This window comes from Paenibacillus sp. JJ1722, assembly GCF_048282685.1.
Lineage (GTDB): Bacteria > Bacillota > Bacilli > Paenibacillales > Paenibacillaceae > Paenibacillus > Paenibacillus polymyxa_B.
The window spans coordinates 111,654-125,000 of sequence record NZ_CP182500.1 but is presented as its reverse complement, the minus strand read 5'-3'; the positions used below and the strand labels follow the sequence as shown (position 1 = coordinate 125,000).

The window sequence follows — 13,347 nt, the reverse complement described above, 5'->3', positions numbered from 1 at the left end:
TTGTTTGATTTTGCGAACAAAATCGTTTTACTCACTCGTTGTTCAGTTTTCAAAGATCAAACCTGCATTATGTCTTACTTTGTTTCACCACCGCATCTCAGCGGCGACTTGATTAATATAACACACATTCGGGATTTAAGTCAACACTTTTTTTAAAATTATTTTTTAATTTCATTCAAATGTTGTTCTCACAAAAAATTCCCGGGCTTTAAGGGCCGAGAATTAATGTATCACATTTTTGAATTCGCCGTCAACTATATTTTAAAAATAGAAACAATAACATTTAAGTTTTCATATGGCCTGTCCGAATAATACTATTTTCAATCCCAGTAAAAGGACAATCCCAGGCAAACCTAATATCGTTACCGCCCCCATTGTCACTGGATTGATCGGGATGTACACCTGCGTAATCCACCCTGAATAATTGATAACATACAATGCGATGGCTGCCAGGCCCATATGCGCCCCGAATACTACAAGCCAGCCGATACCCAAACGTTTTTTTAAGATTAGAAATAGTAGCATCCCGACACAGGCAATCAGAACAAGCCAGACCGCCCCTTTCATTCAGCTCTCCGCTTGTGAACACGATCCGTATCATTGGCATACCCAGGTTCATCTGCAGGCAGATGGAAACGATGCAGGCCTTGCTGTTTCGCGCTTTTTAAATGTATCTGATATTTACGTTCTGCAGCTTCTAGAACAAATATAGCGTAGTCGATCTCATCTTTACCCGTAGCTTCATGAAATAAACGATGCGCTCTTAGCCATTCCGCATGCGAAGCCCGAATCTGGGCAAACAACTCCTGCCGATACTCCGCTTCTGATTTGCCATTCTCCTGACGACGGAAATTTTGTTTCATCCGTTCCCACATCCGTTCATCCTCCTCACAAGCTGAATTATGTGCACAGTCTGCAAGACTACCTTATTCATACTTATTGAACTAAGGACAAACTTAGAACCAGGAACGATCTATACTGCCATCTATCACGGCAAATAAAAAAGGAGCCGTAGCGGCTCCCCCAAGTAAGTCGAGAATGCCCAAAGGACATTTCAGACTCCCTATTTATAACGTATAAATACACCTATTAATTGAGCTCTCTACGGCCTTCCAACGCTTTGGACAGGGTAACCTCGTCGGCATACTCCAAATCTCCACCCACTGGCAATCCATGAGCAATACGAGTAACCTTGATTTCAAAAGGACGCACTAGCCGAGAAATGTACATGGCCGTGGCCTCTCCTTCAATGTTCGGGTTCGTAGCTAAAATCAGCTCCTTGACGCGTTCATCACTGAGTCTGTTCAGCAATTCCTTGAGTTTGATATCCTCAGGACCAATTCCCTCCATAGGAGATATCGACCCATGAAGCACATGGTAAAAACCATTAAACTCTTTGGTACGCTCCATAGCCACCAAATCCTTGGAATCCTGAACAACACAAATGACGGAGGTATCCCTCGTCTTATCCTGACAGATCCGACAAGGATCTGTGTCCGTAATGTTGCCGCAGACTGAACAGAAGTGAAGATTGCGTTTTACATTGACCAGCGCTTTGGCAAAGTCAATCACATCATCTTCCTTCATTTTCAGTACGTGAAAAGCCAACCGGGCAGCCGTCTTCGGCCCTACTCCCGGCAGGCGCGTAAAAGCATCAATTAGCTTTGCAATCGGCTCCGGATAATACAATAGCGTGTTTCTCCTTTATGCAGCAGACTAGAACAAGCCCGGAATTTTCATGCCGCCTGTAAATTTACCCATATCATCATTAGCCAGTTCATCTGCTTTGGACAAAGCATCATTGACAGCAGTCAGCACAAGATCTTGCAGCATTTCTACATCATCAGGATCTACAGCTTCCGGTTTGATCGTGATGGACAACACTTTTTTATGTCCATTTACCTCCACCGTCACAACACCGCCGCCAGAAGTTCCTTCGATTACTTTTCCGCCAAGCTCCTCTTGGGCTTTCAGCATTTGTTCCTGCATTTTTTTCACTTGCTTCATCATTTGGTTCATATTGTTCATTTCAATCATCTCCTTTAATGAAGTATACATCTAGAAACTTGATTCAATCTTTAATGACTACTAGGTCTTCCCCGAAAAGTTGAATAGCTTCATCAATCCAGGGCTCCTTGGACTTTCCCGGCGCATCATGCTCCGGCTCCAGTTGCAATTCTTCGGCAGGCTGGTCGGAAACTCCTTCAATCGCAGCATTCCAATCCTTTTGCATCATCGTTACTAAACGATAAGGATGACCCAACTGCTCATGCAATACCTTCTCGATGACCTGCTTATTGGCAGGCTTTTCGGTAGTTTCACGATGAATATTGTTCTTAAATGCAACCAGCACACTGTCCTCTAACACAGAAACTGGCTCACCATCCATAAACCAAGCATGAACCGTAACTTTCGCCTCTTTTACCCCTTGCAAAATCTGGCTCCACTTACGTCCTGCTGCTGCGAATGCTTCGCTCGACTTCTCAGCGATATAGCGATCCAACTGAGAAGGAAGCTTGGCTGGCGCTGAAATCCGCGGAGCAGGGGCACGCCCCCCGGAAGCCTGACGACCACCCGACGATGCTTCCTGTCCCGCTCCAGCGCCCAATCCACCTTGCAGCGCGCGCTCCAGTTTCTTTTCCAGCTCAGCAAGCTGACGCTTCAACATTACCACATCTTCCTGATCAGCTGCAGCGCCAGAGCGTTGTGCGGTCGGCTGAGCAACAGTTCCTGCTTCCCCCGGAATACTGCACAGCTTCAATAGAGCTACCTCAAACAAGGTTTGTGGCTGTACGGCATATTTCATCTCGCTCTGATAACGATTAAGGGTGTCAATCATCGCAAAGAGTTGCTCCTTGGTAAAAGCATCTGCCACTTCCTTAAATCGCTCTGGATCCAGCACTCGCTCCGTCATTTTGGTCGCCTGAGGCACCATCTTGATCATTAGCAGATCTCGGAAATAGTACAGAAGATTCTCCATGCACTTATCCGCACTTTTACCTTCCTGCATAAAGTTCTCGATCATTTGGAGCACCGTGCCCACATCTTCTTTCAGCAATGCCAAGGCAAGCTTACCGAATTGCTCGGACGCAATACCTCCCGTCATATCCAGCACCTGCTGATAAGTAACCCGACCATCTGTAAACGAGGATATCTGATCTAAAACGCTAACCGCATCTCGCATCCCACCATCTGAAAGACGCGCAATGTACTGCAGTGCATCCGAATCAGCCTGTATGTTCTCCTGTTGACATATCAGGTCAAGCCGCTCTGTCTGTTCTTCCAGCGATACCCGCCGGAAGTCAAACCGCTGGCAACGTGAAATAATTGTTGCCGGAATCCGATGTGGTTCAGTCGTAGCCAATATGAACATCACGTGTGGCGGCGGCTCTTCCAGCGTCTTGAGCAGCGCATTGAACGCTTCCGTCGTCAGCATGTGCACTTCATCAATGATATAAACCTTGTGCCGCACTTCTGTGGGCGCATATTTGACTTTATCGCGCAAATCACGAATCTCTTCAACGCCCCGGTTGGAGGCTGCATCAATCTCCTGTACATCCATGACCGCTCCGGCCGTGATCCGTTTACAGGCTTCGCATTCGTTGCAAGGTTCCGGCGCAGGTCCATGCTCACAGTTGATTGCCTTGGCCAAAATTTTGGCCGCACTCGTCTTACCTGTTCCTCGTGGACCGCTGAACAGGTAGGCATGGGACGTGCGATTTTCGCGGATGGCATTCTGCAATGTCTGGATAATATGCTGTTGTCCTACCATGTCCTTGAAAGCCTGCGGCCGCCAAGCACGGTACAACGCTATATGTTCCAATGCGCGTTACCCTCTTTCCCATTCACTTTCATGACCATTCATGGTCACTTCATTATACTATACTCCCGTCCGAATCTAAACCAGACACCTTCCAATTTATAAAACACAAAAAAACATCTTCGCAATGATTGCCAAGATGTTCTAATTACCAATATATACCGTGCACCTGTTATTGATCGTTGTGATCCGAGCGGCAATCCTGAACAACAACTCGGGCTAGGCAACCCTCCGGCACAAGAGTGGACCTGCTTATGGCTGCTTCCTTCCGGACCTGACCAGGTTCACAAGTACTCATTGCGGAGGACCCAGCCGTCAACATTGTGCGCAGGGACCAGCCTCACATCAACAACACCTCTAACAGGAATTCAACCTCGCTATAGCGGATTGCGAGTTACAGGGCACCGCTACCTCCCCATCTAGCACGGTGAAAATAAGTATATCTTAAGGCCGCATAAAAAGCAAATACACATTATTACAAAAAGAGCCCTCTGCAGTTGCAGAAGGCTCTAATAACTTTATAACCTGCGGTAATCCATTAGATACCGTATTTCTTTTTGAAACGATCCACGCGTCCACCAGCATCAATAAATTTCTGCTTGCCTGTGAAGAATGGGTGGCAGGCGGAGCAAATCTCCACACGCAGAGATCCTTTCACAGAACCAGTTTCAAACGAATTTCCGCAAGCACAAGTGACATTAGTTACGTTAAAATTTGGTTGAATAGCTTGTTGCATTGAACTTTCACCTCTTTCCGCCCTGAACGTCCTATCAGTCCAGAGTTGTATGAACACATGTTCACATTATAGCACTTGAATATGAGCGTTTCAACAACTCTTTTCTGCATTCAAAGATGGCATAAAATAGGTGTGTTTCAAGTTACATCGACCATTTTAGGCCTTGGCAAATTTGGGACGTGCCAGCCCTTGTGGCGGTACATGAGTGTAAGAACCGATGACTACATCAGGCAGCTCCTCACGATAAATCTCAAGCATTTGCTTCATACCAAGAATCTCACCTTGAGCAGGTGGAATCAACTCCAGATAGCTTTCAGGATCGATATTCAAGTTACGCATTTGAATCAGCTTGAGCTTAGTACGTTTGGCAAATTCAATCATTGCCTCAATTTCTTCCTCTCGGTCAGTTACACCCGGAAAAATTAAATAGTTAATCGACGTATATACTCCCTGTTCGGAAGCATAACGAAGTGATTTTTCCACATTAGCCAACGTGTAACCGCGCGGCTTGTAATACGCATTGTAGTGATCGTCCAGTGCACTAATGGTACTAACGCGCATCAGATCAAGACCCGCATCCACGATTCCCCGGATATGATCGCTCAATCCCGCATTCGTATTGATATTGATGTATCCCATATCGGTAATGGAACGCACCTCTTTGATCGAATCAATAATCAGTTTGGCTTGTGTGGAAGGCTCACCTTCGCACCCTTGGCCAAAACTGATGATGGACTCCGGTGTCTTCAAATGTTCCAGCATAACTTCTACAATTTCTTCGACGCGAGGACGGAAGTTCATTCTTGTCTGCGGAGATACGAAACCACTGTCATCCGGCTGTTCAGATATACACCCAAAGCAACCCGCATTACAAGAATAAGATACCGGAACTCCTCCTTCCCAGCGATTCAGGAATGTGTTCGAGGAAGTAAGACATTCGTAGCCCAGCGCACAGTTAGACAAATGTTGGTACAGCCGATTTTCGGGATATTGCTCCGTCATCCGCTGCACACCCAATTTAACTTGATGACGGTCACAGTTTTCCGGATTCCACTTGGATGGACTGTCACTCTGCTCTGCCGTTACATAAAATGCCCCGTCTTTCCAGACTACGGCCGAATAACCGAACAAGGGAAGTTTGTACTCCTTATCGGTCTTCACATATCCCGGCAGGCACAAGCGTGTAAAACCTTGCGGCAATAAAGCCCCTACTGCTTGCATATCTCCGGGAAGAGAAACCATTTCCCCTGTTTCAGGGTTCATACCGACCGGGCGAGTGCTGGGTAGGCTTACCAATGTAGCTCCTTCCGGTAACGGAATAAGCTCATCCTCCATGATTTCAACAATCATGTCTGCACTACGGGCAAGCCCATACAAAGAAGCATGATCATATACATTGCCTTTTTCGTCGGCATACACCAAATACATTATGGAGCTCCTTTCGCTCCGTTAAGCCTACGCCATTAACAAAATGAATGGTAACGACTGTGTGCTTACGGAACAGATAAAATACATGAAGGGTTTTAGTTGGTTGTGGCCGGGACTGACGCTGTGGTAGAACGCGCAGTTCTCCGTTGTTGCCCACCAGAACTGCTTTGCGAGCCACTGGAAGAAGGTGCCGTCAAATCAAACGAAGCCAAAAACTCAGCATTAGTTTTGCTATTACGCAGCTTTTTGAGGAAGCCTTCCACAAATTCATGGCTTTCCGTCATATTTTTACGAATGGCCCAGATGGTATCCAATTCTTCCTTATTCAACAACACTTCCTCACGGCGTGTGCCGGAACGACGAATATCAATCGCAGGAAAGATACGACGTTCTGCCAGCTTGCGGTCCAAATGCAGCTCCATGTTGCCTGTACCTTTAAACTCCTCATAGATGATATCGTCCATGCGTGATCCTGTATCAATCAGCGCTGTAGCAAGAATCGTCAAGCTACCGCCTTCCTCCACATTCCGAGCCGCACCAAAAAAGCGCTTTGGACGGTGAAATGCCGCCGGATCAATACCCCCGCTCAAAGTACGACCAGAAGGAGGGATAACGAGATTGTACGCACGAGCCAAACGTGTGATGCTATCCAACAGGATGACAACATCCTTTTTATGTTCTACGAGACGCAGCGCACGCTCCAACACGAGTTCTGCCACTTTGATGTGATTTTCAGGAAGTTCGTCAAATGTAGAGGCCACAACTTCACCTTTAACAGAACGCTGCATATCGGTCACTTCTTCGGGGCGTTCATCAATCAACAAGACAAAAAGCTCGATCTCGGGATTGTTGGTAGAAATGCTATTGGCAATTTCTTTGAGGAGAAGCGTCTTCCCAGCTTTGGGAGGTGCTACAATGAGTCCGCGCTGTCCAAGTCCGACAGGGGCCAGTACATCCATAATTCTCGTAGACAAATGGTTGGGGGAAGTTTCAAGGACTAATTTGGTCTGCGGATACAGTGGAGTCAGTGCAGGAAAATGTAGCCGCTCAGCAGCTTGCTCAGGACTTCTTCCATTGACGGCGTTAACTTGAAGCAATCCAAAATATCGTTCATTCTCTTTTGGCGTTCGGCATTTACCGGAAACAAGATCGCCTGTCCTCAAGTCAAACTTGCGGATTTGTGAAGCAGAGATGTAAATATCTTCGGTACTCGGGAGATAATTGATCGGCCTCAGAAAGCCGTAACCTTCGGGGAGGATTTCCAGAACCCCCTGCATAAACATCAATCCGCTCTTCTCAGCTTGTGCGCGCAGGATAGCGAAAATTAATTCTTTCTTTTTGAGCGTTCCGTAGTACGGGATCTGGTATTGCTTGGCCAGCTTGTACAGGTCGGTCAGCTTCATTTCTTCCAGATCGGAAATTTGCAGATCCATATAATAACCACCTATTCAATTATTAAGTCCATTCATACATCTAAATGATAGACAATGATATCATAAACACCATTAACATAATTTTAACCAAAACAAATAAAGTTATGCAGCCACCTGCCTGGATTATACCGAATTATTCCGGTTTTCCGATAAAAGATTGTTAGGTATGAACCACAATCTTTTATCAAGCAGCGGCTGCATAGATGTTGCCCGTTCTATTGCTTTCGTCCGGGAGTTCGAAAAAACTGCATGGTTTAATTATTCAGTTTGCCGCCATACATCCGCGCCCAAAAGACGCAGGTTGGAGACAAGGTGATCATAACCACGGTCAATGTACTCGACACCCGTCACCTCGGTTACGCCTTCGCTTACTGTAAGTCCAGCAATGACAAGGGCCGCTCCGGCGCGCAGATCTGCTGCTTTTACTTTAGCTGCATTCAGTTGACCACCCTCTATAATGGCGGACCGACCCTCTACGCGAATTTTAGCCCCCATTCGCACCAGCTCAGGGACGTGCTTAAAACGATTGCTGTACACAAAATCGCTCAATACACTGACACCCTGTGCTTGGGTAAGCAAGCTGGTCATGGGAGATTGTAAATCTGTGGCGAATCCGGGGTATATCAAGGCTTTAACGTCGACATGTTCATAGGAAGGTGCACCCAGTACGCGAATACTTTCATCATATTCCTCGATGCCGATGCCCATTTCCTGCATTTTTGCAGTGAGAGCCTCCATATGTTTGGGGATTACGTTGTCAATCAATACATTTCCACGGGTTGCCGCAGCGGCAATCATATATGTGCCCGCTTGTATACGGTCAGGTATGATCGAATGACGGCAGCCATGCAGCTCCGACACACCTTCAATTCGAATCGTTTCCGTACCGGCGCCTTTAATAATGGCCCCCATGGAGTTTAAAAGGGTTGCTACATCTATAATCTCAGGCTCTTTAGCCGCATTTTCGATAATTGTGGCGCCTTTGGCACGTGCTGCCGCCAGCATAATATTAATGGTAGCGCCTACGCTGCTAACATCCAAATAAATTTTGGTTCCGCGCAGTTCTTTGGCGTGCAAATGAATAGCACCGTGCTCGTTCGTAACCGTGGCACCCAGCGCTTCAAAACCTTTAATATGCTGATCAATGGGCCGGGGTTCGAAATTGCACCCTCCTGGCAAACCGATGATCGCTTCCTTGAATCTGCCCAGCATGGCTCCCATCATATAATAAGAGGCTCGTAATTTCTTAACAGGCCCATTCGGCATAGGAATGGATTTAATAGAGGAAGGATCTATTTTCATCTGGCTACCTTCCCAGGTAACCGTTGCACCAAGTTCCTCCAGTATTTCGGAATACACCGCCACATCACTCAACAGTGGCAAATTGTCCAAAATGACTTCCGACTCTGCCAGAATGGCTGCGGGAATCAAGGCGATGGCACTGTTTTTGGCACCGCTGATGGAAACTGTACCTTGAAGCGGCCGTCCACCGGTGATCATCAATTTTTCCATAAGCTTGAGGGTCCCCCTACGTGTTTTGCAGTCGGTCAAACAATAATCTCAAACAATAATCTCAAATCATAAACTTTTAACTTTTTTAGTGGTGAAAATGGAAAGACACCGGCTAAGCGGTGTGCTTTCCATACCAAACTATTCAACTGTACAGATTTAAATATTTTGTGCAGTAGAACTACAGTTACAACTAAAAAATTCATCTAGCCTGTGCAGACGCACGACCAGTTGATTCATTATTACGCTTTGTTGTTGGAACCGAACTCACGAATTTTACCGATAACGGTTTGTTTAATCGCTTCACGACCTGGAGCGATGAATGTACGTGGGTCATAAGCATCCGGTTTCTCAGCAAGCACTTCACGAACCACTTTCGCAAATACGATTTGGTTCTCAGTGTTTACATTGATTTTGGAAGTTCCCAGGGAGATTGCTTTTTTAATGTCATGTGTTGGGATACCAGTACCACCGTGCAGAACGAGTGGAAGTTTGATTGCATTGCAGATCTCTTCCATTTCTTTGAATCCGAGGTTTGGCTCGCCTTTGTAAGGTCCGTGTACGGAACCCAGTGCAGGTGCCAGTGTATCGATACCTGTTTCGTTAACGATACGCAGACAGTCGTCCAACTTAGCGTACATTACGTCGCCGACAACATCATCCTCTTGACCGCCAACCATTCCAACTTCAGCTTCAACAGAAACGCCTTTGGAATGAGCATATTCTACCACTTTTTTCGTTGTAGCAATGTTTGTGTCGATCGGGCTGTGGGAATCGTCAATCATAACGGACTTTTCTTTCAAAGAAAGAAAATGTCGATGTTCGATAAAGAATGATTTTTGCCAAAGGCAAAAGATCTTTCCTTACCTGCTACCTTTATTTCACTTGTTTACACAAGATCAGCTTAAAGGAATATTCTAAAACGCAATTTCGTTTCGGTATCCAGTTTTCAAGGTGCAATTCGCTTCATCGAAGCGAAACCCGATGAATATTTCGGTTCCACACGGATGTGTGAATGAAACATTCGTCGAAGCTTGAGAGTTTGAACTCTCAAAACTGAGCAACGAGTGAGTAACAGGCCTAAACCTGAGTTTTGAAGCTTACGCTTCATATTTGAATGTTTCCGTTGCAGGAAACGATTCTCCATAGAAAGGAGGTGATCCAGCCGCACCTTCCGATACGGCTACCTTGTTACGACTTCACCCCAATCATCTACCCCACCTTCGGCGGCTGGCTCCCTTGCGGGTTACCCCACCGACTTCGGGTGTTGTAAACTCTCGTGGTGTGACGGGCGGTGTGTACAAGACCCGGGAACGTATTCACCGCGGCATGCTGATCCGCGATTACTAGCAATTCCGACTTCATGTAGGCGAGTTGCAGCCTACAATCCGAACTGAGACCGGCTTTTCTAGGATTGGCTCCACCTCGCGATTTCGCTTCCCGTTGTACCGGCCATTGTAGTACGTGTGTAGCCCAGGTCATAAGGGGCATGATGATTTGACGTCATCCCCACCTTCCTCCGGTTTGTCACCGGCAGTCTGCTTAGAGTGCCCAGCTTGACCTGCTGGCAACTAAGCATAAGGGTTGCGCTCGTTGCGGGACTTAACCCAACATCTCACGACACGAGCTGACGACAACCATGCACCACCTGTCTCCTCTGTCCCGAAGGAAAGGTCTATCTCTAGACCGGTCAGAGGGATGTCAAGACCTGGTAAGGTTCTTCGCGTTGCTTCGAATTAAACCACATACTCCACTGCTTGTGCGGGTCCCCGTCAATTCCTTTGAGTTTCAGTCTTGCGACCGTACTCCCCAGGCGGAATGCTTAATGTGTTAACTTCGGCACCAAGGGTATCGAAACCCCTAACACCTAGCATTCATCGTTTACGGCGTGGACTACCAGGGTATCTAATCCTGTTTGCTCCCCACGCTTTCGCGCCTCAGCGTCAGTTACAGCCCAGAGAGTCGCCTTCGCCACTGGTGTTCCTCCACATATCTACGCATTTCACCGCTACACGTGGAATTCCACTCTCCTCTTCTGCACTCAAGCTCCCCAGTTTCCAGTGCGACCCGAAGTTGAGCCTCGGGATTAAACACCAGACTTAAAGAGCCGCCTGCGCGCGCTTTACGCCCAATAATTCCGGACAACGCTTGCCCCCTACGTATTACCGCGGCTGCTGGCACGTAGTTAGCCGGGGCTTTCTTCTCAGGTACCGTCACTCTTGTAGCAGTTACTCTACAAGACGTTCTTCCCTGGCAACAGAGCTTTACGATCCGAAAACCTTCATCACTCACGCGGCGTTGCTCCGTCAGGCTTTCGCCCATTGCGGAAGATTCCCTACTGCTGCCTCCCGTAGGAGTCTGGGCCGTGTCTCAGTCCCAGTGTGGCCGATCACCCTCTCAGGTCGGCTACGCATCGTCGCCTTGGTAGGCCTTTACCCCACCAACTAGCTAATGCGCCGCAGGCCCATCCACAAGTGACAGATTGCTCCGTCTTTCCTCCTTCTCCCATGCAGGAAAAGGATGTATCGGGTATTAGCTACCGTTTCCGGTAGTTATCCCTGTCTTGTGGGCAGGTCGCCTACGTGTTACTCACCCGTCCGCCGCTAGGTTATGTAGAAGCAAGCTTCTACATAACCCCGCTCGACTTGCATGTATTAGGCACGCCGCCAGCGTTCGTCCTGAGCCAGGATCAAACTCTCCATTAAAGACCAAACGAAGTTGGTTTATAGAAAGAGCGATAAGCTCATTTTGAAACTGACGAGATAAAAATATCTCTTGTTTGATTTTGCGAACAAAATCGTTAACTCACTCGTTGTTCAGTTTTCAAAGATCAAACATTCTTTTTCGGTCGATTCAGTTTATCACTTCATCAACTCTTATATCATATCATATCATCTCCGAACCAACTTTGCAAGCACTTTTTTAAATCTTTTTTTGTAACACTCGCTCGCAATATTGTATTTCTTGGCCGGAATTAGAGTATACCACTCCGCATATTTAAATGCAACCGTTTTTTAATAAATTGTTTTTACTATCTTTATTGTTGTAATGACATCCTGTGTACTCTGTACTTTTGCTAAATGGACTTAGTTATCTGCATCCAAGAACGACGTGAGATCCATTCAATGATCTCGAATACGCGTGTTGCTCATTACAACTCAAGTGCATATTCTGCTTTTTCTTTAATATTGATGATTTGACAAAGAAAGGATGGGTAAAAAAGATAAGGAGCTAGCAACAAACCATGCGATAGCAGCTTTGTTTCACGCAACTTTAGGTAATGATTAATTATAACTGTATAGAGGAGTAGATTTACTAATGAAGCAACGAAGGCGAACATGGACGAGAATTGTGTTTCTTATCATCTCTTGCTTACTGCTTTTCGTGATCTCAGGATTTGTGTATGAGTGGATTGCATCCAAAAAGGATAAATCACAATACCCACCTCCGGGGGAATTGGTCGATGCCGGGGGTTATCGACTCCATATTCGTAAACTCGGTAACGGCTCTCCAACAATATTGCTTGAATCAGGGAGCGGGGAAAGTAGCCTGTCATGGAGAGATATTCCCGAAAAACTGTCATCATTCACCACTGTTGTATCCTATGACCGGGCAGGCTATGCCTGGAGCGAGGAGGCTGCTACTCCACGAACCGGGGAAAACATCGTTCGAGAGCTTCATGTCGCCTTAAAAAACGCAGACATCCAAGCTCCTTATATTCTGGTAGGCCATTCCCTTGGAGGGATGTACTCAAGACTGTACGCGCAGACATACAAAGACGAAGTGGCAGGATTGGTTCTGGTGGATGCCAGGCCTGAAAATGACGCTCGCCGGACAAATGAGATCTATGCCAAGGAACGGCCTAAGGTCAATCCCTCCCCGTTAATATCCATTCTCCTAGAAAAGTCAGGGGCTTTTCGCCTGTTCCCCAATTTAATGCTAACGGGTCGGGTCGAATATCAAGATAGAAAATCTTTTGTGAATATTGTCGCTTCCTCTAAATACTTTCGATCTGTTGCGGAGGAGGGTGATCTAGCAAGCACTACCGAAGATGCCATACGGGGACAGCATCTGGGTAACCTCCCTGTACGTGTAATTGCCCGGGGCATTCAACAAGATTTGACTCAGTTCGGTATTAGTAAACACGGAAATGATCAGATTGAACAAAGCTGGCAAATGGGACAGCGCGAGATGCTTAACATCTCTACAAACAGCAAATTTATTGTTGCCAAGAAGAGCGAGCATATGATCATCCATGATCAACCGGAGCTTGTCATCCAAGTCATCCGTGAACTCATCACCGACACAAGACACTTTCAGTCAACCATGTCTAAAGCATACACAGATGATTAGGGACTTTATATGTTAAACAGCATAAAAAAATAAAAGACGCCCGAGTTCCTTCTATATAAAGGAATCCG

Annotated in this window: 10 protein-coding genes, 1 rRNA gene, 1 other RNA gene and 1 pseudogene; 1 reads left to right on the top strand and 12 read right to left on the bottom strand. The window is 46.5% G+C overall.

Going from position 1 to position 13,347, the window contains the following annotated elements; all coding sequences use genetic code 11:
• Nucleotides 1–291 precede the first annotated feature (291 nt).
• From ACM1ND_RS00485 to ACM1ND_RS00430, 12 genes and pseudogenes are all read right to left on the bottom strand, one after another.
• Entirely contained in the window at nucleotides 292–567 is a 276-nt protein-coding gene (locus ACM1ND_RS00485; RefSeq protein WP_025719099.1) for a pro-sigmaK processing inhibitor BofA family protein, read from the bottom strand.
• Nucleotides 564–875, bottom strand: coding sequence for a DUF2508 family protein (locus ACM1ND_RS00480; RefSeq protein ID WP_025676300.1), 312 nt, complete (start codon nucleotides 873–875; stop codon nucleotides 564–566). The genes ACM1ND_RS00485 and ACM1ND_RS00480 overlap by 4 nt, the downstream gene beginning before the upstream one ends.
• Nucleotides 876–1,089: 214 nt before the next feature.
• Nucleotides 1,090–1,689 carry a recombination mediator RecR gene (recR, locus tag ACM1ND_RS00475; RefSeq protein ID WP_418026917.1) on the bottom strand — a complete coding sequence of 200 codons (600 nt, stop codon included), beginning with the start codon at nucleotides 1,687–1,689 and terminating at the stop codon, nucleotides 1,090–1,092.
• Between the two features lie 27 nt (nucleotides 1,690–1,716).
• Complete coding sequence (locus ACM1ND_RS00470) at nucleotides 1,717–2,028, bottom strand: YbaB/EbfC family nucleoid-associated protein (RefSeq protein ID WP_013308226.1); 312 nt, start codon at nucleotides 2,026–2,028, stop codon at nucleotides 1,717–1,719.
• Nucleotides 2,029–2,071: 43 nt separating this feature from the next.
• On the bottom strand, nucleotides 2,072–3,823 hold the full coding sequence (gene dnaX, locus ACM1ND_RS00465) for a DNA polymerase III subunit gamma/tau (RefSeq protein WP_028542567.1): 1,752 nt from the start codon (nucleotides 3,821–3,823) through the stop codon (nucleotides 2,072–2,074).
• A gap of 158 nt (nucleotides 3,824–3,981) precedes the next feature.
• An RNA gene (ffs, locus tag ACM1ND_RS00460) (signal recognition particle sRNA large type) lies at nucleotides 3,982–4,248 on the bottom strand.
• A gap of 110 nt (nucleotides 4,249–4,358) precedes the next feature.
• Nucleotides 4,359–4,556 carry a 50S ribosomal protein L31 gene (gene rpmE / locus ACM1ND_RS00455; protein WP_025719104.1) on the bottom strand — a complete coding sequence of 66 codons (198 nt, stop codon included), beginning with the start codon at nucleotides 4,554–4,556 and terminating at the stop codon, nucleotides 4,359–4,361.
• A gap of 156 nt (nucleotides 4,557–4,712) precedes the next feature.
• The gene (locus ACM1ND_RS00450; RefSeq protein WP_061831800.1) at nucleotides 4,713–5,984 is read right to left on the bottom strand and encodes a radical SAM protein; all 1,272 of its coding nucleotides are present in this window, start codon (nucleotides 5,982–5,984) and stop codon (nucleotides 4,713–4,715) included.
• 95 nt (nucleotides 5,985–6,079) lie between these two features.
• Nucleotides 6,080–7,417 carry a transcription termination factor Rho gene (gene rho / locus ACM1ND_RS00445; RefSeq protein ID WP_028542569.1) on the bottom strand — a complete coding sequence of 446 codons (1,338 nt, stop codon included), beginning with the start codon at nucleotides 7,415–7,417 and terminating at the stop codon, nucleotides 6,080–6,082.
• Nucleotides 7,418–7,675: 258 nt separating this feature from the next.
• On the bottom strand, nucleotides 7,676–8,929 hold the full coding sequence (locus ACM1ND_RS00440) for a UDP-N-acetylglucosamine 1-carboxyvinyltransferase (RefSeq protein ID WP_013308220.1): 1,254 nt from the start codon (nucleotides 8,927–8,929) through the stop codon (nucleotides 7,676–7,678).
• Nucleotides 8,930–9,168: 239 nt separating this feature from the next.
• Nucleotides 9,169–9,717: pseudogene (locus ACM1ND_RS00435) on the bottom strand (ketose-bisphosphate aldolase); the annotation flags it as partial.
• Nucleotides 9,718–10,075: 358 nt separating this feature from the next.
• Nucleotides 10,076–11,631, bottom strand: a 16S ribosomal RNA gene (locus ACM1ND_RS00430).
• 613 nt (nucleotides 11,632–12,244) lie between these two features.
• On the opposite strand from ACM1ND_RS00430, the gene ACM1ND_RS00425 reads away from it, so the two are divergent.
• Nucleotides 12,245–13,279 carry an alpha/beta fold hydrolase gene (locus ACM1ND_RS00425; protein WP_418026916.1) on the top strand — a complete coding sequence of 345 codons (1,035 nt, stop codon included), beginning with the start codon at nucleotides 12,245–12,247 and terminating at the stop codon, nucleotides 13,277–13,279.
• The last annotated feature ends 68 nt before the right edge of the window (nucleotides 13,280–13,347 follow it).